Annotated in this window: 12 protein-coding genes and 1 pseudogene; 3 read left to right on the forward strand and 10 right to left on the reverse strand. The window is 69.4% G+C overall.

Going from position 1 to position 22,805, the window contains the following annotated elements; all coding sequences use genetic code 11:
- Nucleotides 1–16: 16 nt before the first annotated feature.
- Nucleotides 17–2,929, reverse strand: a complete 2,913-nt coding sequence (locus H295_RS0138305; RefSeq protein WP_158691113.1) for a BTAD domain-containing putative transcriptional regulator — start codon at nt 2,927–2,929, stop codon at nt 17–19.
- 827 nt (nt 2,930–3,756) lie between these two features.
- Here H295_RS0138305 and H295_RS0138315 point away from each other — a divergent pair.
- The gene (locus tag H295_RS0138315) at nt 3,757–5,319 is read left to right on the forward strand and encodes a ricin-type beta-trefoil lectin domain protein (RefSeq protein WP_020140662.1); all 1,563 of its coding nucleotides are present in this window, start codon (nt 3,757–3,759) and stop codon (nt 5,317–5,319) included.
- A gap of 303 nt (nt 5,320–5,622) precedes the next feature.
- On the opposite strand, the gene H295_RS0138320 is transcribed toward H295_RS0138315, so the two are convergent.
- Both H295_RS0138320 and H295_RS0138325 read right to left on the reverse strand, forming a co-directional pair.
- Nucleotides 5,623–6,432: a class I SAM-dependent methyltransferase gene (locus H295_RS0138320; RefSeq protein ID WP_234021773.1), complete on the reverse strand. Its 810-nt coding sequence runs from the start codon at nt 6,430–6,432 to the stop codon at nt 5,623–5,625.
- 151 nt (nt 6,433–6,583) lie between these two features.
- The gene (locus tag H295_RS0138325) at nt 6,584–7,249 is read right to left on the reverse strand and encodes a nitroreductase (protein ID WP_028810138.1); all 666 of its coding nucleotides are present in this window, start codon (nt 7,247–7,249) and stop codon (nt 6,584–6,586) included.
- 113 nt (nt 7,250–7,362) lie between these two features.
- Here H295_RS0138325 and H295_RS46985 point away from each other — a divergent pair.
- Nucleotides 7,363–8,310 (forward strand): annotated as a pseudogene (locus H295_RS46985) (IS5 family transposase).
- Here H295_RS46985 and H295_RS0138330 read toward each other — a convergent pair.
- The 7 genes from H295_RS0138330 to H295_RS0138360 all read right to left on the reverse strand — a co-directional run bounded on the left by H295_RS0138330 (nt 8,307) and on the right by H295_RS0138360 (nt 19,153).
- Complete coding sequence (locus H295_RS0138330) at nt 8,307–10,442, reverse strand: alpha-galactosidase (protein WP_020140665.1); 2,136 nt, start codon at nt 10,440–10,442, stop codon at nt 8,307–8,309. The pseudogene H295_RS46985 and the gene H295_RS0138330 sit on opposite strands and share 4 nt — an antisense overlap.
- Before the next feature lie 16 nt (nt 10,443–10,458).
- Nucleotides 10,459–12,444, reverse strand: a complete 1,986-nt coding sequence (locus H295_RS0138335; protein WP_020140666.1) for a beta-galactosidase — start codon at nt 12,442–12,444, stop codon at nt 10,459–10,461.
- 85 nt (nt 12,445–12,529) lie between these two features.
- Nucleotides 12,530–12,787, reverse strand: coding sequence for a hypothetical protein (locus H295_RS0138340; RefSeq protein ID WP_020140667.1), 258 nt, complete (start codon nt 12,785–12,787; stop codon nt 12,530–12,532).
- 137 nt (nt 12,788–12,924) lie between these two features.
- Entirely contained in the window at nt 12,925–15,276 is a 2,352-nt protein-coding gene (locus H295_RS0138345) for a sialidase family protein (protein WP_020140668.1), read from the reverse strand.
- A 170-nt stretch (nt 15,277–15,446) separates the two neighbouring features.
- Complete coding sequence (locus H295_RS0138350; protein ID WP_020140669.1) at nt 15,447–16,388, reverse strand: carbohydrate ABC transporter permease; 942 nt, start codon at nt 16,386–16,388, stop codon at nt 15,447–15,449.
- Nucleotides 16,385–17,389, reverse strand: coding sequence for an ABC transporter permease (locus H295_RS0138355; RefSeq protein WP_020140670.1), 1,005 nt, complete (start codon nt 17,387–17,389; stop codon nt 16,385–16,387). Before H295_RS0138355 ends, H295_RS0138350 begins: the two co-directional genes overlap by 4 nt.
- Nucleotides 17,390–17,467: 78 nt before the next feature.
- The gene (locus tag H295_RS0138360) at nt 17,468–19,153 is read right to left on the reverse strand and encodes an extracellular solute-binding protein (protein ID WP_020140671.1); all 1,686 of its coding nucleotides are present in this window, start codon (nt 19,151–19,153) and stop codon (nt 17,468–17,470) included.
- Between the two features lie 454 nt (nt 19,154–19,607).
- Between H295_RS0138360 and H295_RS0138365 the strand changes: the two genes are divergently transcribed.
- Nucleotides 19,608–22,550, forward strand: a complete 2,943-nt coding sequence (locus H295_RS0138365; RefSeq protein WP_020140672.1) for a glycoside hydrolase family 3 protein — start codon at nt 19,608–19,610, stop codon at nt 22,548–22,550.
- The last annotated feature ends 255 nt before the right edge of the window (nt 22,551–22,805 follow it).

Consider the following 22,805-nt stretch of genomic DNA (forward strand, 5'->3'; position numbering starts at 1 on the left):
GGGTTCGGCGACGGTCTCAGTCGAGCGAGGCCAGCCGGCTGAGCATTCTGGCTGCCGACTCCTCGCGGCCTTGTGCCCGGTACAGTTCCAGCGCCCGCTCCCAAGAACTGCGGGCGAGGCCGTCGCGCCCGAGCGCGTGCGCTGCTTCGCCAAGGCGGGCCAGCACACCCGCCTGCGCGAAACTGTGCTGCAGCCGTGCGAACAGTTGGCTCGAGGTCTGCAGGTGACGTACCGCCTCCTGGTACCTCTTGGTTTCCAGCTCCAGCTCGCCGAGGCTGCGTAACGTGTGCGCGGTGCCATCACGGTGCCCGTGTTCCTCACTCAGCGCCAGGGCCTTCTCACACCAGGCGCGGCCCTCGTCTCGGCGGCCCAGCCTGATGAGACACCAGCCGACGCAGTTGAGCATGTCGGCTTCCAGATGGGGTTTGCCCAGCGCCTGGTAACGGGCGAGTGCAGTGCGGGCGTGATCGAGAGCCTTGCGGTGATCCCGCCTGCCTTCCCACGCCCACGCCAGCGAGTTGTGGGCGTCCGCCTCCGCCGCGAGGTCGCCGAGTCGGGCCGCCAGTGCGATGGCACGTTCGAGGTGGGACAGTGCGGCCGGGAAGTCGCCGAGCGTGGCGTGGCTGTCACCGAGGCTGGTGTCGGCTTGGACGAGCGCTGTGACGTCGCCGATGCGTTCGGCGACCTCGCGAGCGGTGGTCCACATGGCCATGTCGTCATGCAGCCGTCCGTACCGCCAGTGGTAGACGGCGAGTGCTCTGGGCAGTTGCCAGCTCACGCCGGGCAGACGAAGATCGACGACGGCGGTCAGCGACTCGTGTTCCGCCTCGGTCCAGGCAAGCGCCGCGGCCATGTCACCCGGCCGGTACGGGTTGCTTCCCGGCGAGGGCAACGCGTCGACAGGGGGCAGTCGGTGATGGCCCATGACCTCGGCGCAGGCCAGGGCACTGTGCAGGTAGTGCTCGACTGTCCGGCTGAGAGCGGTGTTGCGTTCGGCTTCACCGCACTTCTCGGCCGCGTAGAGCCGTACCAGGTCGTGCAGGCGGTAGCGGTCGGGCACATGTTCGTCGACGAGATGGGCGATGGTGAGCTCACGAAGCAGAACTGGCGTGGCGGGGCCTGCGACGGCGATGGCGGCCTGTGTCCCGATGTCCGGGCCCGGCGTGATGGCCAGCTGGCGGAACAGCCGAGCCGCTGCCGAGGACAGCGCCGCGTGGGAGGTGTCGAGAACAACGCGCAGATTCGCCGGAGGACCGCCCGCGTCGAGTGCGCTCAGCCTGGTTTGCGTACTGTTCAGCTCGGCTGCGAGCCCGGTCAGTGATGCCCTGGTGGCGCGGGCGATCACGATGCCGAGCGCCAGCGGCAGTCCAGAACACCAGTGCAGAACGGCCGCGACAGCGTCCGGTTCCGCCGCGAGCCTGTGCACGCCGAGGCGGTGTGCGAGCAGGTCGCGTGCTTCGGAGCCGGTCAGCGCGTCGAGCGTGATCGGCCACGCGCCGCGGGTGGCGACAAGCTCCGGCAGTTCGTTGCGGCTGGTGACCAGGGCCGCGCTCGCCGTGCCACTGGGCAGCAATGGGGTCACGTGGTCGGCATCGCGGGCGTTGTCCAGAACCACCAGCACCTTCCGCTCGGCGAGCAGGCCGCGGTAGAGCGCGGCCATGCCGTCGAGGTCCGGCGGCATCGCGGCAGGATCCACACCGAGCGCCCGCAGAAAGCCGTGCAATGCCGTCTCGACCGGCAACGGCGGCGAAGTCGGGTCGTAGCCGCGCATGTTGACGTACAACTGACCGTCGGGGAACCGCGCCGAGTTGTGGTGAGCCCAGGTCAGCGCGAGCCACGTCTTGCCCGTGCCGCCCGCACCGCCGATCGCGGCGATCATGGTTCCGGCGTCGCGGGCGTGGTCCAGTGCCGCGAGCTGGGAGGCACGCCCGGTGAACCCGGGCGGCGGAGCCGGCAGCTGTCGCAGTGCCCCCGCAGCGGGTATCTCCTGCCGCAGCACCCGCAGATGGGCTTGGCGCAGGCTGGCTCCTGGTGAGACGCCGAGCTCGGTTGAGAGCCTGTTCCTCAGCGACTCGTACAACTCCAGTGCGACACCCTGCTGACCGCAACCCGCGAGCGCCACCATCAGCCGTGCGCACAGCTCCTCGTGCAACGGCTCATTGGCCACCAGCGCGCGCAGGGCCTGCACCGCGTCGCCGTGTGCGCCGGCGGCGATCAACGCATCCGCGTGCGCGACTCCCGCGGCAAGCCGCTGTTCGGTCAACGTGAGGGCGCGAGGATGCTGTCGCACCGGTTCGGGCAGGTCGGCGAGCACGGCACCACGCCAGCATCCGAGTGCGGCTTCCCAGTCGCCCGCGGCGACCAGAGCGTCAAACCTCAGGACGTCGAGCTCATGGATGTCCGCGACGAGCCGGTAGCCCGAGCCTGAGCGCGCCTCGATACGTTCGCCGCCGAGCACTTTCCGCAGCCGCGAGACGTAGCCGTAGAGCAACTCGCGGCAGGTGGCCGGGGGGCCGTCTCCCCACAGCACGTCGATGATCTCCGCCTGGGACACGATGTCGTTGCACCGCAGCGCGAGTACAGCGAGCAGACTGCGCTGCTTCGCCCCTCCCGCCTCCACGACCTGACCGTCGCGCCGCACCACGAGCGGTCCGAGCACCTCAACCTGGCATCCCGCCGTGGCAGCCTCACCGGGTCCCTCCAAGCCGACCACCAAACCGAGCATCCGCAACGACGCGGTGTGAGGGCGATCAACCTGGCCGAGCTCGATCGCACGGACCGTGCGGACGCTGACCCCGGCTTGGTCGGCGAGCTGCTTTTGAGTGAGTCCGGCTTGCTTGCGATGGGCACGTAATGCCGCGCCGAACGACGCGAGTTCGTGGTCCACGCTCACTTCCCCCAGATGCCCGGCCGCAGTGGACAGTTCCACTTCCAGGACGGTCCTGCACCCCACGCTGTATGCCTCCCACACACAATCTGCGTACCTCTTCGCGCGTTCCCTGCAAGTGGCGCGCCGCCCGATCGCGTCCCGTGACGTGGTGCAGCCGGGCAGGGTCCGCGGAGCGCGACGTCCGGATGTTCTGTGCTCGCTGATTGGGAACTTCACCGAGTCCGGCCGGTCCGGCATCAACCCGGTCACCATGCATGAGCTCTGCCGACACGGTGCGACCGCCCGCGGCCCGGGCTGAGCGAGGCGAAGGTGAGGCCGCCCCCATTCGTCAAGCACCTGGGGACCATGGCGGGCTGGAACTCAATACGACAATATGCGGCACAATCAAACGTAGGAAACGGTGATCTGGTTCAAAGCCCGCTGGCAAAGACTTCGGCACCCTTCTTCCATGCGGCTTACAAGGCGTCCAGTCATGGACTCCTGATGAAGCAACAGATCCCATGTCTACTCCCATCGTTGCGTGCCGTAACTCTTGACCGGCCCGTTCCAGGGAGGCAAGCTCTCCTCCGGTCCCAGTAAATCGGGTGTGAGGGTCGCGCCAAGAAGGTCACTCAGCCCCGGCTCCCGCCGTATTCATCCCATGTATCGACAGGTAATCGTCACGCATCGTCGGCGAGCGCCGCACCAACGAGGACTGCGGGGGTGGCAGACGAAATCAAACACAAGGAGACATGCACGGGACGGTGCTACCCGGTCCTGCCAAAGGTTCGCCGGCCGTGGCCCCCGTGTGGGCCGTCACTGCCCCCTGCCGAGGCAGCAACTCCGGGATCCCTCACGGCAATCGCACAAGCTCGCTAGGAGACTTCGTGAACATAACCACGACGCGCCTGCTTCGCCACCGGGAACATCCAGCGACCTATGGGCAACCGCACGCTTCCGCCAACCCGGAAAGACGTCAGGGCGTCGGCCGCAGCAGCCTCCTGGCCGCCCGGCGCCTGATCGCCGGCTCGGCGGCCTCAGCCCTGGCGCTGCTTGGACTACTGACCGGCGGCACCGCCGCTCCGGCGCAGGCCGCCACGGCGCCATCGGCCACCAGCCAGTTCCACGGAGTGAACTGGGCAGATCCCGACGACAACTTCATCACCGGCCCGAACATCCCCGTCGGCCTGTCCACGTCGGACGACTACGCCACCACGTACACGAAGTCCACGGCCATCCTCAAGGGCTTCCAGGGCCTGGGGGCCAACACCGTCCGCATGGGGTTCAACGCGGCGACCACCTCGGGAACCTGGTGGGGCAGCTACACCGCGGCGCTGGACGCCGCCACCGCGCTGGGCATGAAGGTCATCGTCGCGCCGTGGCTGCAGAACGGAAAGGTCAGTGACACCGCGTCGTTCTACGCGATGTGGGACACGATGATCAACAAGTACGGCGCGAAGAGCAACTTCTACTTCGACATCATGAACGAGCCCTGGGCGTACAACAGCACCGACCTGACCGACTTCGAGGCCGACTGGCTGGCGCACTACCCCAGCCTCCCCCGTGACCACGTGATCGTCCCCGGCCTGTGGGCCGACCAGAATCTGTGCGCCGTCGGCGCCGACTCCCGGTTGTCCGGGACCCTGCTGTCCCTCCACATCTACAGCATGTTCGGCATCTCCCACACCACCGAGGCCGACTGGGTCAAGGAGTTCACGAACAACCTGTGCGGCTATGCCGACCGCGCCGTACTGACCGAGTTCGGCGTCCCGATGAACACCGGCGTCAACTACAACGGCCCCAAGGACGGCACCAACAACATCTCGTACCTCTACGCCCTCACCGACACCGTACGCAGCCTCGGCATCGGTTCCGTCCTGTGGACCGGCGTCAAGGAGACCAACCAGACCCAGGGTCCCGGGCCCTGTGACAACGCCTCCTGCGCCATCACCTCCCTGAACGGCACCGGCACCAACCTGTCCCTGACCCTCACCAACCAGTCCGGCCTCGACCGGCTCCAGTGGGGCTGGGGCACCGGCACCAACCCCGGAGGCGGAAGCGGTACCGGCAACGTCCTGCGCGGCACCGGCTCCAACCGCTGCCTGGACGTGCCCGGCGCGAGCACCACCAACGGCGTGCAGACCGCGATCTGGGACTGCAACGGCGGCACCAACCAGGAGTGGACCTCCACCGCCGCCAAGGAACTGCGGGTCTACGGAAACAAGTGCCTGGACGCCAACGGCTTCGGGACCTCCCCGGGGACCAAGGTCGTCATCTGGGACTGCACCGGCGGTGCCAACCAGCAGTGGAATCTCAACGGCGACGGCACCGTCACCAGCGTCCAGTCCGGGCTGTGCCTGGATGTCACCGGAGGCTCCACCGCGAACGGCGCCCTCGTCGAGCTGTGGACCTGCAACGGCGGCTCCAACCAGAAATGGAGCCGGCAGTAGGTCGGAAGGTGCGTGCCGGGGGCTCGGAGCAGTCCCCGGCACGGCTGTGCCCCGTGCGGTACGGATTCCCGGCCTGACCGACCGCGACGCTCACGAGGACCTCCGGGGTAGGGGACGTGTCGAGTCTTCACCGCACGGAGATCTCCGTGTGGCGGTGTCGAGCGGGAGGAGGGCAGACGGCAGTGCCCGGAACGTGCCGAGACGCCGGCGCAGACTGCGGTGGCCGGGCAGCCCCTGCATAGTGCAGGCGGCCTGGGAAGCCGTTGCGGTTCCTCTTGATCTGTGAGGATGCCTACGGAGCTGTCAGCCTGCCAGCCGAGCCTTCCAGATCTCCTCGCTGGGCCACTGCTGGGCCCAGTCGGCGGAAACCTCTGCGTAGTCCCGCGCAGATGCCGGTGCCTGAACCTCGATCAGGTCTTCGACGACGAAGCCACAGGCCCGCAGCAGACGAAGCATCTCACCATGCGGCAGGACGAACTCCACGCGGTTCCCCCAGTCCAGCCGCGTCAGACCGAACTGGCCCCGGGACAGAGTGGTGGATGCTGGTCCCTCGGGCGCTGTACACAGCGCGAACAGCGGTGAGTAGCGTGAGAACACCAGCCGGCCTCCAGGAACGAGGAGCCGGGCTGCTTCCGGGATCCACTGGTAGGGGTCACACCACAGAGAGGCGCCGTACTCGCTGATCGCCAGGTCGAACGTGTTGTCCTCGTAGGGCACCTTCTCGGCATCCCCCAGGACAAGGGGGAAGTCGATGCCGAACTCCGTCTGCATCGCGCGCGCAGTGGCGAGCTGCTTCTCCGAGAGGTCGATCCCGACCGGGTGGGCTCCTGCTCTGGCCAGCCAAGCGGAAACGTAGGCAGTACCGCAGCCCAACTCAATGGCGCGCATCCCCTCGATGCCGTCCGGAAGCAGGGACACCTGCGACTCGGGAGTGGCCCACAACCCCCAGGACGGTTCCACCTGCGCCCAGTGATCACGGGCGAGGGGACCGTGCCACGCAGCCGCCTCGTCATCCCAGAAGCGTCGGTTCTGATCCACGTGGTTCGCTAATCCGTCATGAGTCATGAAGGCATTCGACCGAAGACGCCGCTGTTCCAGCAACGGAATTTCCACGGCGCCAGACTCCCTTGAGACGCGCGGCCGACACGACGGCCAAGTAGGCCGCCACCACCTGCTCGGCAGGGCGGAGGGGCCAGCCAGTGGTGGGGCATCCGCCGAGGCGTGCCCCGCTTGGCAGTCTCCTGTCGATCTCGGCTGTCAGCGGTCACACTCCGATGAAGCTCACCGTTTCCGTCATGTCCGCCCGCCCGGTACGCAGCCTTGGCATGCCTTCCTTCTCACATCCCACTGAGATGCCGCAGAAGAGCACGAGTCCGTCATCGGCTCCGACGATCTGGCTGACAGTCTTGCGATACATGGTCCACATCACCTGGGGGCAGCTGTGCAATCCTTCCGCCCTCAGCAACAGCATGACCGTCTGCAGGTACATCCCCGCGTCACCCCACTGTCCGGGCCCCATCGTCCGGTCGAGATAGCAGAAGAGGACGACCGGCGCCCCGAACGCCTCCGAGTTCAAGGTGGCGATCTTCTGGGGCCGGTCAGGGTCGTCGCGCTCGATTCCCAGGGACTTGTACCGCTGGGCGGCCGCGGCGGAGAAGCGGTCCAGATACGGCGAGGTCAGTTCGTCCGGGTACATCGGGTACTCCCGCTCATCACCCGGGTCCCGTGCCAGTGCCCTGGCGGTTGCGTGTCTCTTCAGTTCGGCCAAGGGTTCGCCAGTCACGACATACACATGCCACGGTTGGAGGTTCCCACTGGAGGGAGCCCGCGTCGCTGCGGTCAGCACTCGTTCGAGTACCTCCCTGGGCACCGGCTCATCGCTGAACGCCCGTACGGCCCGACGACTGTCCACGGCCTGATACACATCCACGTCTGCGCGTCCTCTCATTCGACCGGGCCCCTCCACCGTATTCAGCGGTCAGCACCGAACATCGCCGGAGGCTGGAAGATGTCCCGACGATCAGTCCAGTCGTTGACGGGACTGTGGGAGGCCGAGGTGACTTGACGGATGCTCAGTGGAAATGGCTGGAGCCGCCTCTACCAGTGAGCAACGGGCGTTGCGGTCGGTGGCGGGATCACCGCCAGGTTGTGAACGGGGTGCTCCACCGGATACGCACGGGCGTGCAGTGGCGTGATCTGCCTGAACGGTACGGACCGTGGAAGACGGTGCAGGAGCGGCATTCGCCGCTGGTCAGCGGACGGAGCGTGGGAAATGCTCCTCCATCAGGTCCAGGCCGAGGCGGACGCGGTCGGCGAGATTGACTGGGACATCTCTGTCGACACGCCATCCGTGCGCGCACACCACGACACCGCTGGCGCCCAACAGGCTCCGCCGCCCACTGTCAAAAAGGGGCTTCGTCTGGGCGGTCAAAGCCGCTCGGTCCGGGTGGAACGGATCGAATGGCTGGCGGAGGTGGTGCGGGAGGTGAGGCGCTCGGCCGCTCACGCGGCGGGTTCACCACCAAGATCCACCTGGGTGCGGACGGCCGCTGCCGGGCGCTCTCGCTGGTCATCACGCCTGGGCAGACGGTCGACTGCACCCAGCTCGAGCCGGTCATGGACAAGGTCCGCGTGCCGAGGCTCGCCACTGGCAGGCCTCATACGAAGTCGGACAGCGTCAGCGCAGACAAGGCGCAGCCGCCGCCCAACCCGCCGCTACCTGCGCAGACGAGGAATCCGGCACGTCATCCCGGAGATAGCCGACCAGGACGCCAACCGGGCTGGCGCGGCAGCGCCGACGGTCGGCCGCCTGGTTTCGACCAGGACCGCTACAAGAGGCGCACCACCGTCGAACGGGCGATCAACAAGCTGAGGGTTTTCCGCGCGATTGCGACCAGGTTCGACAAGCGCGGCTATGTCTACCTCGGCACCGTCACCGCAGCCGCACTCGTCACATCCAGCTCCGCTCATGATCGCCAGGACCCTCCCTAAGCCGCGCTCGTCTCCCTGCGGCCGAGGCGAAACAAGACGGCAGAAGGGGCGGCGGGCAGGGTCAGCAAGAGGTCCCCCGTGCCGGGGTTCCAGGTCGTGGTGGCCTGGCCGGTGGACGGGTACAGCAGGTCCGCGTGGATGTGGTGGCCGCGCAGGTGGGGCAGGTGGAGGGTGGCGGAGGGGTCGCCGCCGGGGCGGCGCCAGACGGTGAGGTAGGTGGTGGTGGGGGTGCGCAGGGCCAGGGCGATCCAGGGGTCGTCCCAGGCGGGGAGGCCGAGTGGCCAGAGCGGCACCGCCTGCGGCAGGTCGGCGCGGATGGCCTTGTACACGGCGACCGCCTCGTGAACCAGGGCCCGGGCCTCCGGTGCGAGTTCGGGGATGCGGCCGGAGAGGTGGATGCGGCCGAGGAGCGCGTTGGCCATGGTGAAGGCGACCTCGTCGAGGGAGTCCTCCGGCTGGGGGTAGGCCCATACGGCCCCCTGCTCGGGGGTGACGGCGGTCGGTGCGGAGGCCGCGATGGGGGCGTAGAGCTGGAGGTTCTGCTGGTCGCTGGTGGACTGCAGTTGGAGCCGGGACAGCAGGGCGTGGTCCCAGCGCATGCCGCCGGAGGAGCAGTTCTCCACCACCAGGTGCGGATGCCGGTCGAGGATGCCGTCGAGCCAGTCGAGATGGGCGCGGTTGTGGCCGAGCAGGCCGGCGGCCGGGGTCTCGCCGGGGCGGGCGCTGGTGCCGGAGCCGGGATCGATGTTGTGGTCGAGCTTGAGGTAGCCGACGCCCCACTCGCCGACCAGGCGGTCCACGACCTGGTCCAGGTGGGCACGGGCGGCGGGGTGGCGGAGATCCAGGTGGTGCCGGTCCACTTCCGAGATGCGCACGTCGTCGCGGCGGAAGAACGCCTCGTCGGGCAGGGCCTTGGCCATGGGGCTGTGCACGCCGATCACCTCCGGCTCCAGCCACAGGCCGGGGACCATGCCGCGCTCGCGGATGTGGTCCAGCACCTCGTGGATCCCCTTCTCCCCGGGGAAGCGTGAGGCGGCCGGTTCCCAGGCGCCGACGGTGGTCCACCAGCCGCCGTCATCGTCGTCGTACCAGCCGGCGTCGATGACGAAGTACTCGGCACCCGCCTCGGCGGCCGCGTCGATCAGCGGCAGGAGCTTGTCGGTGGTGGGATCGCCCATCAGGCAGTTCATGTAGTCGTTGAAGACGACGGGCAGGCGGTGGTGGTCGGTGTGCGGACGGCGCTGGGCGCGGCGGTAGTGGGTCAGCGCGGCGAACGCGGCGTCGGGACCGCCGTCGGCGCTGAAGGCCAGCGCGGCGGGTACGGTCCGGAAGGCGGCGCTGGGCGCGATGGGGTGGCGCCAGCCGTGGTGGGTGTCGGTGGGCCCGAACAGTGCCGTGTAGGCCGCCTTGTCCCGCTCGCCGCACTCCCAGTGCCAGCCCCCGCCGTTGTGCTCGATCTGCCATACCCAGGTGCGGCCGGAGAGGCGGTCCGTGAGGCCGCCCATCGGCAGGTGTCCGCAACTGGACCAGGTGCCCTGGCCGTTCAGGGCGAAGCCCGCCTTGCCGTGACCGTAGGTCACTCGTCCGCTGAGGGCGGGTGTGGTCCGGCGCATCGGCTGCCGCTGCCAGCGGCACTCGGCGAGCCAGTCGTTCTCCGCCCACAGCAGGTCCGCGGCGTCGAGAGCCTCCGGACCTTCCGCGGTCGGGCCGCCCACCACGAGAGAGCTGACCGACTCCAGGTGAAGCGTGGTCTGCCCTTCGTTGCGCAGGGTCACCTCGCTACGAAGCACGGGCACACCGTCCGGCGACCGGTAGGTCACCTCCGCGGCCAACCCTGTCTCCGGGTCGTGGAGATGGACGGTCAGCGTGTGCCAGTCGCCGTCGCGGGTCGCGTGGTGGGCCCGGTGGCGCAACCGCCCGCCGAGGCCGGTGTCGACGAGACGGCTGCCCGACCATCGGCGGCCGTGGCCCGCGGCTGTCACTTCCACCAGGGGCAGGGGTGTGCCGGGGCTGCTGTCCGCCTCGCCGGGCAGTCCGAGGTGAGTCAGGCGCGGGCTGCCGTCGTCGTCGAGGAGGATCTCCAACTGGAGGGCCGCATGCCCCCAGCGGATGCTCTGCTGTTGCTTGGTCATGGGTGGCCTTTCCAGGTCAGGGCTTGCGCAGCACCGCGCAGGCACCGGGCGGCAGGTCGCGTGCCGTGGTGCCGGTGAGCAGGTCGTGGGCGGGCTCCGGCAGGGACACGGTGTCCGGTCCGTGGTTGATCAGGACCTGCCAGCGGCGGCCGTCGGGTGCGTGCCGGGTGACGGCTTCCACCCCGGCCGGCAGACCCGGCGTGTCCGGGCCGGCACCGGCCTCGTCGAGCAGCCGATGGATCAGAGCGCCGTAACCGGCGCCGTTGAGGCGGGTGGAGAGGTACCAGCCCTGCCCGGCGCCGTAGCGGTGCCGCGTGAGCGCGGGACGGTCCGTGAGCATGCCTTGGGTGTAGGCGGCGAGCGTCTCGGCGTTCCCGCTGCGCAGGGACTCGCTCCAGACGGTGCCGTACGACCCGTCCGACAGGGCGATCCGCTCCTCCCGCCGCAGCGGCCGGTACTCCTCGACGCGGATGCCCAGTGCCTCGCGCAGCGGCCCGGCGGGGTAGCCGCCCAGCCGGGCGTGGAGGCGGTCGTCGACGAATCCGCCGGCGTGCTGGACGAGGAGCGTCCCACCGCCCTCGACGTAACGGCGCAGGTTCTCGGCGCCCGCGTCGGACATCAGGAACAGGGCCGGGGCGATGACGAGCCGGTAGCGGCCCAACTCCTGTCCGGGGTGGGCGAAGTCGACTGTGACGCCCGCGTCCCACAGCGCCCGGTGTGCTTGACCCAGTGCCTCGTGGTAGCCGAGGTCGGGGGAGGGCAGGCCGTCCACGCTCAGGGCCCACCAGGCGTCCGCGTCGTGGAGGACGGCCACCGGGGCGGAGACGGTCGATCCGGCCAGCTCGCCGAGCCGGGCGATCGCGTCGCCGACCTGGGTGACCTCGCGGAAGATGCGGCTGTCGGGGCCCGCGTGCGGGACCATCGCCGAGTGCCACATCTCGGCGCCGGCCCGGGACTGACGCCACTGGAAGAAGAGGGCGCCCTCCGAACCGCGGGCGATGTGACCGAGGGTGTGGCGCAGCATCTCCCCGGGCTCCTTGGCCAGGACGCGGTCGCGGTCGTAGACGGTGCTGGTGCCCTGTTCCATCAGCAGCCACGGGCTGCCGTCGGCCAGGGAGCGGGTGCGGTCGGCGTGGAAGGCGGTGTCGGCGGCGGCGTCCAGGCCCGGCGACCCGGGGTAGTGATCGGAGGTGACCACGTCGAGTTCCCGGGCCAGGGACCACAGGTCCACGTTCTGGTAGCCGGGGAGCATCAGGTTGGTCGTCACCGGCCGGTCGCTGTGGACGCGGATCGCGTCGCGCTGCTCGCGGTAGGCGGCGATGATCTCGTCCGACCAGAACCGGTGGAAGTCCAGTGCCTGGCCGGGATTTTTGTGCCACTGCGTCGCGCGCGGTGGCAGTACCTGCTCCCAGGAGGTGTAGCACTGGCTCCAGAAGGCCGTCCCCCACGTGTCGTTGAGGGCGTCCAGCGAGCCGTGGCGGGCGCGCAGCCACCCCCTGAAGGCTGCGGCGGTGTGGTCGCAGTGGCAGAGCGTGCCGTACTCGTTGTGCACGTGCCACAGCGCGAGGGCGGGGTGGTCGCCGTACCGCTCGGCCAGGGCGGAGGCGATCCGGCGGGCCGCACTGCGGTAGGCGGGCGCGGTGAGGCAGTAGGTGTCGCGGCTGCCGTGGGTGAGGCGGGTGCCGTCCGGGGTGACCGGCAGCGCGTCGGGGTGGGCCAGGGTGAACCAGGGCGGCGGGGAGGCCGTCGGGGTGGCGAGGTCGACGGCCACGCCGTTCCCGTGCAGGCGGTCGATGTGGGCGTCGAGCCAGGCGAAGTCGTAGCGTCCCTCCTCCGGTTCGAGGAGGGCCCAGGAGAAGACGCCCACCGTGGCCAGGTTGACCCTGGCCCGGCGCATGAGCTCGTCGTCCTCCTTCCAGACCGGCTCGTCCCACTGCTCGGGGTTGTAGTCCCCGCCGAAGGCGAGCCCACCCAGGCGGTCGGTGACACTACGTGTGGTCATGACGGTGCTTCCCTGTGGAGAGTCGGGCGGCGCTTATGGACACAGGACGGCCGGTTACTGGTCCGCCCTTCGGTTCGTCGCGGCGTCAGAAGCCCGCGACGCCCCAGGAGCTCGCTGAGTAGGTGCCCGGCCCGAACTCCCAGCCGGCCATGATGCTGATGGTGTGGCTGACGCCGTCCGGCCAGTCGTACTCGTAGATGTTCCAGGTACGGCCGCCGAGGCTGATGTCGGTCGCGTAGTACTTGAACCAGTACGTCGATGAGGCCGCCGCTGCCGAGTTCGGCAGGGTGAGGACGATAGCCAGAGCCGCGAGAAGCGCGACCCAGCCGATACGGATGTTCATCAGCCCTCCGGAATGTGTGCTGAGTGGGGGGATCACACAGACGAGGAGAAGGCGGTCGTCCTGCCCTGGTGGCCGGGGCGTCGTCGGATTCCCCTTCGGAACGGCGGCTGCGGAGCTGGGCGAGCCCGAGGCGGAACTTACGTGGGGTCGCCGTAGATGACTCCGCGTCCGTTGGTCCCGAAGTAGACGCGGCCGTGGACCCGGGGGTCCCCGGTCATGGTGTTGCCGGTCCAGGCGTACTGGTGGCGGTCGTCGTTGATGCGGGTCCAGGTGCGGCCCGTGTCGTCCGAGCGGAAGATGCCGCGTACGCCGTGGATCCTGGAGCTGGTGTAGACGGCGGGGTAGGTGGCGCCGGGTGCGGCCTTGCCGAATCCGACGACGTCGCCCTCGTCCACCGCCTGGAACCTGGTGAAGGACGTCCCGGAGTCGGTCGAGCGCCACAGCCCGTACGGTGTGGGGGTGGTGGGCTTGGCGGTGCCGCCGGCCAGCCAGATGTCGCCCTCGTGGCCCGGTACCGGCTTGAACCGGACGTTGCCCGCGGTGGGCAGACCGGTCGCCGCCGTGGCCTTGAAGCTCGTGCCGCCGTCCGTGCTGAGGTAGAAGACGCCGGAGTCGTAGGCGTAGAACGTCGCCGGGTTCACCCGGTCGGAGCGCACCGAGGCCCCGGCCGGCAAGCCCTTCGACGCGGTCCAGGTGGCTCCGTGGTCGTCGGACCAGCTGACCGGCGCTCCGTCCGGTGACCAGACGATCCGCCTGCCGTCGGCGCTGACGGCGACGGATTGGTCATGGCCCCCGGGTCCGGTCAGGCCGGCCGGCTCGCTGCCCGAGGGTGTCCAGGTGGCGCCGCTGTCGGTGGAGACGGCGAAATGCTGGGTCCAGCCGCTGGTGGGGTCGCCGACCCGCACGAGGGTGTGGGGCGCCAGCTCCGCGTAGTCCAGGGCGGTGGTGATGCCGAAGGTCGGACGGTCGTACATCTTCGTCGCCTTGTTCAGGTCCGTGTGGCGGAAGCCGCCGACGTCCCCGACGCCGGAGAAGAGGTGCGCGGGGCCGACGGGCGGGCTGATCACGCAGGCGATCGAGCACTCCTCCAGGCCCTGGGCCCGCACGGACAGGTGCACCGTGCCGCCGCTGTCCCAGTCGGTGAGGTTGTCGGCGCCGTAGATCGTGGCGCCGGTGCCGTACATGAAGTGGTCGGAGTCGAAGGGGTCGATCTGGACGGACTCCATCATCCAGCCCAGCTTGGGGGTCATCTCCGGCAGCGACGGCGAGGCGTTCCAGGTCAGCCAGGGGGCGGCGGAGACGTCCATGTCGTAGCGCAGGGTGCGCTCGGAATTCGGGCCCAGCTCCCATGCGGGGGTCCAGCTCGCGCCGCCGTCGGTGGAGCGGTAGAGCAAGCAGTCCGGGTACCACTTGACCTGGGTGGACACCATCAGGGTGTCCGGGTTCTGCCGGTCGATGGTCAGCCCGCTGTAACCCCACTGGTTGTCGTCGCTGGTGGAGGGGACCGGGCTGATCCGGGTCCAGGTGCCGCTGGCGGTGTCCAGCTTCCACACGTCGCCCTTGGAGCCGTCGTAGGGGCCCGCGGTGTTGCTGGTCGCCAGGTACAGGTAGCCGCCGACGTGGTCGAGGACCGCGTGGTGCGGGATGAACCCGGTGGGCTGCCCGGGAACGCGTTCCCAGGTCGCCCCCGCGTCGGTCGACCGGTACAGGATGTTGTCCTTGTCGGCGACGGTGACGTAGATCGTCCGGGTGGCCCTGCCCGCCCTTGCGGTGCGTTTGTCGAAGACGACTTGCAGCACACCCAGGTTGTCGCCGTTCGGGCCGTCGGGATCGTTGGGGTCGGGCACGAAGTTGCCCGCGTTGGGAAAGCTCGTCACCTGCGCGAAGGTCTTGCCGTAGTCGGTGCTGCGCCACAGCCCGTTGCCGCCGCGCACCCCCAGGTAGAGGATCCTGTTGCGGTGCGGGTCGATCGCCAGCCGCTCGCCGATGCCCCGGCCGGGCATGTTGCCGCCCAGCCGGAACGGCAGGGGAGTAGTTTTCCAGGTACGGCCGCGGTCGGTCGAGCGCAGGATCGCGGCCAGGCTCGGGTCCCACTCGGGCATGGGGTAGGTGCCCGCCGCCAGGTAGACGCGGTCGGGGTCGGTCTCGTCGGTGGCGATGCTGATGATGCCGGTGTGTCCGTACTCGTCCCAGCCGACCCCGTCGGTGAGGGGGATCCACCGCTGGGACGCCTTGTCGAGGCGGTAGGCGCCGCCGATGTCGGTACGGGCGTACACCAGTCCGGGCTCGCGCTGGTTGAAGACGATGCCGGTGACGAAACCGCCGCCGACGATCTCCGCGTTGCGGAAGGTGTACGGCGTACGTCTGGCCTTGCCGGCCGGGTCGGCGGACGCGGCCGAGGCGGCGGACGGGGCGAGCACGGGGAGCGCGGCCGTGGCCGCGCCGGCGGCCAGCAGTCCTCGGCGGGAGAGGTGCGGGGCATGCGTCATGGCGGTTCCTGGCCTTTCGGTGCGCGTCCGTACGGGGCCTGTGCACAGGCAGAGGTCCCGTCGGCTCGGATGTGGTTGGGGACGGGCGGGTGGACGGTGTCAGCCGACCTCGAGGCGTGTTCGCCCTGGCGCTCGAGGGCGTTCGGTGATGTGCTGCGTCATGTGCGTCCCTAGCCCTTGATCGCGCCGGTGAGCATGCCCTTGGCCAGATGCTTCTGCAGGAACGGGAAGGCGAGGACGACGGGGAGCAGCGTCAGTACGACCACCGCCATCTGGAGCGACAGGGGAGCCGTCAGCGACTTTCCGTCGCCGAAGCCGGAGTTGGTCTGTCCCGGCAGGTTGAAGCCGAGGTTGACGTACTGGTACAGCACGTACTGCAGCGGCCACTTCCTGCTGTCGAGCGGCATGTAGAGCATGACGTTGAAGAAGGAGTTCCAGTAGCCGACGGCGTAGAACAGCGTGACCACCGCGGTGACCGCGCGCGACGTGGGCAGGACCACCGACCACAGGATGCGCCACTCGCTGGCGCCGTCCATCCGGGCGGCGTCGATGAGTTCGGTGGCCGTTCCGGAGTAGAAGGCGCGCAGCACGATGATGTTGAACACGCTCACCGCGCTCGGCACGATCAGCGCCCAGTACTGGTTGTATCCGCCGAGTCCCACGACCACCAGGTAGCTGGGGATCAGTCCGGCGCTGACGAACATGGTGACGATGAGCAGCATCAGGATGGTGCGGTGGCCCAGCGATCCGCTGCGGGAGAGCCCGTAGGCGCACAGCACCGAGATCACCATGGAGAACGCGGTGCCCACGACGGTGATGCCGAGGCTCACCACGAGTGCCCGGGCGACCGGGTCGCCCTGCAGGATCGTGTCGTAGGCGTTCAGGGTCAGGTCGCGCGGTACGAGGACCATGCCCCCGGCGTCGTTGATCGCCGCCTGCGTGGACAGACTGGTGATCGCCACGGACCACAGCGGAACCAGGACGGCGAGCAGGATGACGACGAGGACGGCAGACTTGCCGGCCTGACCGGCGACGGAAGGCGGCTCCTCCCACACGGGGCGGGCGGGGTTGCGGCGGCGGGCAGCCGTGGCGGCTGCGGTCAGATCGGTCATCGGCGGTACAGTCCGTCCTCGCCCATGGCGTGTGCGAGCTTGTTGGCGCCCCACAGCAGCAGCAGGGAGATGACGCTCTTGAAGATGCCCGCCGCCACGCCGTAGCCGTAGTTGTTGGTCGCGATGCCGTAGTAGAAGGAGAAGGTGTCGAGGACGTCGGCCGCGTCGTGCCCGACCGCCGCCCGCTGGATGAGCAGTTGCTCGAAACCCACGCTGAGGATGTTGCCGAGGCGCAGCACCAGCATCAGTACGGTGACGGCGCGGATGCCCGGCAGCGTGATGTGCCACAGCCGGCGCCAGCGGCCCGCGCCGTCCACGGCCGCCGCCTCGTAGAGGTTCTGGTCGAGCGCGGCGAGCGCGGCGAGAAAGACGATGATGCCCCAGCCGGACTCCTTCCACACGACCTGCGAGGTGACCAGCAGTTGGAAGGTGTGCGGGTCGGTCATGATGTTCCACGGCGTCATGTCGTGGTTGCGCAGGAACTGGTTGAGCAGCCCGGCCCCACCGAGCATCTGCTGGAACAGGGTGATCGTCAGGACCCAGGAGAAGAAGTGGGGCAGCAGGGTGACCGACTGGATGACCGACCGGATCCGGCTGCTGAGCACCGAGTTGAGCAGCAGCGCGAGCATGATCGGTACCGGGAAGAAGAGCACCAGCTGGACGATGCTGAGTTCCAGGGTGTTCTTCAGCGCCTGCCAGAAGAGGGGATCGCCGAACAGCTGGCGGAAGTTGTCCAGTCCGATCCAGTCGCTGTCGATCACTCCGACCAGCGGGTCGTAGTACTTGAAGGCGACGATGTTCGCGAGGATCGGTACGTAGTTGAAGATGAGCAGCAGAAGGACGACCGGCAGGGTCATCAGGATCAGGGACTTGTCGCGGCGCAGCCGCGTCCTGAAGGTGAGGCTCGGGGCGTCCGCCCGGGTCGCCCGCCGCCCGGCCGCTCTACGTCGCGGCTCGTGCTGCGGGCTGTCCGGGCTGACGTCGACGACTGTGGTGTGCACCCATCCTCCTTGGCTCGGCTCGTTCCGCCCGGGTCGCGGTCTGCGTCGCGCCGACGGCCCGGTCACTGCGCTTCACCGCTACTGGTTGGCGCCGTACTTGGCGAGAATCGTGTCCTGGTACCAGCCCACCAGCTGGTCACCGCCACTGCGCCGCCAGGTGCTGACCGCCTCCTGGAAGGCCGAGACCGGCTTGATCCCGTGGATGACGGAGGTGATGGTGTCCTCGACGGCCTGCGCCGTGTCGGCGGCGCTGTACCGGCCCGGGACGGTGACGTTCAGGTTCCAGAAGACCGGCTTGACCGCGAACGGCGCTGTGGCCTTGAGCCAGGCGCACTGCTCCTTGGTGATCTCCGGGTAACCCGGGTTGTTCACCGTGTTCGGGCACGCGGCCAGGAAGGGATACGTGGCCTGCTGGACGTTCTGCTGCCCGGTGGGCGTCGCGACGGGAACTCCCTTGACCAGGTTGTAGTCCACGCCTTTGACGCCGTAGATGGCCATCGTGTACTCGGCCGAACCCCACGGCGCGGCCAGGTAGTCGGCCACGGAGAGCAACTCCCGTATCTGGCCCGGCTTCAGGCGCGCGTTGACGTAGCTCACGTACCCGGTCCCCGAGCCGATGTAGACGTACGGCCTGGAGTGGCCGTCCGCCGCGAAGACCGGCAACAGGCCGCGCCGGTACGTCTTGTTGGCCGCCTGTCCCGACTGTGCGTCGCTGACCCCCCAGGCTCCCATGCCGTCGCCCGTGATGACGGTCTTGCCTGCGTAGAACCGGGTCTTGCTGTCGTTGACGTTGCCGGCCAGCGCGTCCGGGTTCATCAAGCCGGACTTCGCCAGCTTGTGGTGCCAGTTGAGGGCTTCCAGGATCTCCGGCGTCCGGTACTTGTGGACCAGTTCGCCGCCGTCCACCCGGAACTTCTGCGGCACACCGAACGCACCGTTGAAGTACGTCCAGATGTCGTCGAACGCCCAGCGTCCCGCCTTGGCGTCGGTGAGTTCCCTGCCGACGCGCATCAGATCGTCCGCGGACCTGATGTCGGCGGCGTCGATGCCGTGGTCCTGCAGCACGTCGTGCCGGTAGAAGATGATCTGGTTGAAGCTCGTGCCGCTGGTGAAGCACGGGATGCCGTAGAGCTTGTTCTCCCAGGCGCCCGCCATCCATCCGCTGCTGGGGATGGCCGCCAGGTTGGGGTACTCCTTGACGTGGTCGCCCGACAGGTAGGGCGTCAGGTCGGCCAGGTGGCGGCCCACCAGCCCGCCCGTCCGGACCTGCCCGTTCATCCAGGCCGGGATCTGCACCCAGTCCGGGAGGTTGCCGGAGGCGGAGAGGGTGGCCAGGGAGGTTCCGTAGGTGTTGCCGTTGGCCGGCTGCATCTTGATCGTGGTGCCCAGCGCCTTGGACATGGCCTGGTAGTACTGGTTGCCGGCGGGCGGGATGGTGCCCCAGAGCGGCGTGGCGGACGTGTAGTGACCGCCCTGGCCCGGGGTCTTCCTCACCGTGGTGACCGGCTCGGCGGGGTAAGTGAGGTAACCCGGCTCCGTGACCGCTCCGTTGGGGAAGGTGACGGACGGGAAGTCCGGCTTGCCGACCGCGCTGGGCACATAGGCGGGCAGTGCGGCGGCCAGGCCCTTCTTGCTGCTCGTGCCGCCCTTGCCGGTACCGGAGCCGCTGCCGCCACAGGCGGCCAGCAGCGGCGAGAGGGCGGCGGCGCCCGCTGCGCCGGCGGCCGTTCGCAGGACGGCTCGGCGGTTCATCTCGGTGCTCATGTCGTTGGGCCCTTCGTTTTCGTGGCCCCGACCGGCGGGCGGGCCGACGCTGAGTCGTCCGGCGACCTGATGTCGGGAGGGCGGGCGGAATCCGAGTCGATGCGCTTCGACGTTTCGGTGACACTAAGACCGCGTTTCCGGACACGACAACGGGCCGTCCAGGTCACTTTTCGGTAACAGGCGCGTTCGAGGGTCGTGGCGAGCCTTGCCGTCATACGGCTTATCCGCAGGTGAGCCCATACCCGGGTCGGACTTCCGGAGGGGCGCCAACGCTGTACAAACCCCTTGCGACGGCCGGTAGCCCTGTGATTGACACACGACTCAGCGTCATGCGAACGTCGAAGCGCTTCGACTGCACGGCTGTGTGATCCAGGAGAGCTGTACGCCGCCCGGGCCCGCAGTCGCCCACGCTTTCCACGTCCTCTCCCTCGACCTCCTGCAAGGGGCCTCTCAGGTGAGTACCGCCGCCACAACCCCCGAGCCGCCCGTCACCGACCTGCCGTTCCGTGACCCCGTGCTCCCGCTCGCCCAGCGCGTCGACGACCTGATCTCCCGGCTGACGCTCGACGAGCGCATCGAGCTGCTCTACCAGTACTCACCAGGAGTTCCCCGCCTCGGACTGGCCCCCTTCAAGACCGGCACCGAAGGGCTGCACGGCGTGGCCTGGCTGGGGCCGGCCACCGTGTTCCCGCAGGCGGTAGGCCTGGGAGCCACCTGGGACGAGGAACTGCTGCACGAGGTCGCCACGGCCGTCGGCACCGAGGTACGTGCCTTCCACCAGCGCCCCGCCGTCGACGGACACCGGCACAGCCTCCAGGTCTGGGCGCCCGTGGTGAACCTGCTGCGCGATCCCCGCTGGGGCCGTAACGAGGAGGGGTACGCGGAGGATCCGCTGCTCACCGGCCGGCTCTCCGTCAGCTTCTGCCGCGGGCTGGCCGGGGACCACCCGGTCCACCTGCGCACGGCACCGCTGCTGAAGCACTTCCTCGCCTACAACAACGAGAACGAGCGCGACATCACCTCCTCCGCGGTGCCGCCCAGGGTGCTGCACGAATACGACCTCGCCGCCTTCCGCCCGGCCATCGCGTCCGGTGCCGCCACCGGCGTCATGCCGGCCTACAACCTCATCAACGGCCGCCCCTGCCACGTCAGTCCACTGCTGGAGACCGAGGTACGAAGCTGGGCCGAGCCCACCGGCAACGAGCTGTTCGTCTGCAGCGACGCCGGAGCCGTGACCAACCTGGCCGAATCGGAGCACTACTTCGACGACCACCCCACCTCCCACGCGGCGGCGGTACGCGCCGGCGTCGACAGCATCACCGAACAGCGCGAGGACGGCAGCATCACCCTCGGCAGGCTCCGCACGGCGGTCGACCGCGGACTGCTCACCGAGGCCGACATCGACCGCGCCGTCCGACGCCACCTGTCGATACGTTTCCGCCTCGGCGAGTTCGACCCGGACCTCGGCCCCTACGCCGGCATCCGCGACGACGTGGTGGACAGCCCCGCACACCGTGCGCTCGCGCTGCGCGCCGCCACGGAGTCGGTGGTGCTGCTGAAGAACGACGGTGCACTGCCGCTGTCACCGGCACCCGGTCGGCGCGTGGCGCTCGTCGGTCCGCTGGCGGACACCCTCTTCGAGGACTGGTACAGCGGCACCATGCCGTACCGGATCACCGTCGCCACCGGCCTCGGGGCGGCACTCGAGGAGCGCGGCGCCGAACCGGTCCGCGCGGAGGGAGTCGACCGGATCACGCTGCGCGCCGCCTCCACCGGGGGCCTGCTGCGCGTGCCGACGCCCGACCCCGGTGGGCCCATGGTGGCCGGTGCTCCCTCGGCCGAGCAGCAGGCGGGCGACGGCGCCTGCCACGACCTGTTCGACTGGGGTGAAGGCGTGCTGACCCTCCGCAACGCGCGCACCGAGCGCTACGTCACCCTCAAGGACGGCCACCTCACCCTCGCCGCCGACCAGGCGCAGCCCAACGGCTGGTTCGTCCACGAGACCTTCCGGCTGGAACCCCAGCCGGACGGCACGGTACTGCTGCGCAACGTCAGCAACGGCCGATACGCCGCCGTGGACGCCGCCACCGGCCGGGTCACCCTCTCCGCCGAAGCCCCCGAAAAGGCGGAACGCTGGACCCGGACGGTGGTCAGGAACGGAATCGCCGAAGCCATCGCTGCCGCCGCCTCGGCGGACGTCGCCGTGGTCGTCCTCGGCAACGACCCGCACATCAACGGCCGCGAGACCGAGGACCGTAGGGGCATCGTGCTGCCGCCCGCACAGGAAACCCTGCTGCGCGCCGTCGCCGCCGCGCGCCCCGCGACCGTGCTGGTCGTGATGAGCAGCTACCCGTACGCCGTCGACTGGGCCGACAAGCACCTGCCCGCCGTGGTGTGGACCTCCCACGGCGGGCAGGAGACGGGCCGGGCACTCGCCGCGATCCTGCTCGGCGAGGCCGAACCGTCGGGACGGCTCCCACAGACCTGGTACCGCGGCGACGACCCGCTGCCCGGCCGCCTCGACTACGACATCATCAGCGCCGGCTGGACGTACCAGTACCACGAAGCCGCACCGCTGTACCCCTTCGGGCACGGCCTGTCCTACACCACCTTCGCCTACTCCGACCTGCGGCTGTCCGCCCAGGAAGCGGCGCAGGACGACACCCTGGCCGTGAGCGTCGAGCTCACCAACACCGGAACACGCACGGGCACCGAGACCGTGCAGCTCTACACCCGCGCGCTCGCCGCCCGCCACCATGCGCCCAGGCGCAGACTGACGGACTTCCGCAAGGTCTCCCTCGGCCCCGGCGAACGGCGGCGGCTGGAGTTCGCTGTGCCCGTCGCGGCCCTGGCTCACTGGTCGGTCTCAGCCGGTGCCTTCGCCGTGGACCCGGGACAGTACGAGATCCTGATCGGGCACTCGGCCCAAGCCATCGCCCTGACGGCGCCCCTCACCGTGACGGGGCCGGCCCTTCCCGCCCGCGGCCTCGTCGGCGGACGACTGAGGGCCGTCGACTTCGACGAGTGCGTGGGCGGCACGCTCGTCGACGCCACCCGGGAGGAGGGGGAGGCGGTCACGCCGGCAACCGGCGAAACCTGCTGCGGACTGCGCTACCGCTCGGTCGACCTGGGCAGTCCGGCAGACGGACCGCGCGTCATCACGGCCGAGGTGTCCCGCGCGACGCAAGAGGACGCGACCGTCGAGATCTACGCCGACGGCGGCCCCGGCACCGGCAGCCTGCTGGCCGCCCTCCACGTCCCCGCCGACACCGACGGCCGGTACGACTGGCGCACGGTCAGCGCACCGCTGCCCGCGGAGGTGACCGGGGTGCACGATCTGCATCTCGTTCTGCGGGGCGGTGCCCACCTGGCCGCGATCGGCGGCGGGACGCGGTAAGGACCGGACCGTTGGTGCGGGCAAGTGGTTCTGCCGGCGCATGCGCATGCGGGTTCGGGTGCTTGGTTGGTCAGGCAGGGGCCGCGGCGGCTGCTGGCCTGTCTGGATGGTGCTGCGCCGGACGCCGCGTCGGCTCTTTCCGCACGGCCCGGAACACCCCCGCCGCCGCGGGCGGGCTGCGGCCGATCGCCGTGGACGGCAAGACCGTACGCGGCCGTGCTCTTCTGCGCGCTGTCCAGTCGCCATGTGACGGGC

This window comes from Streptomyces sp. 351MFTsu5.1 (genome assembly GCF_000383655.1).
Taxonomy (GTDB): domain Bacteria; phylum Actinomycetota; class Actinomycetes; order Streptomycetales; family Streptomycetaceae; genus Streptomyces; species Streptomyces griseorubiginosus.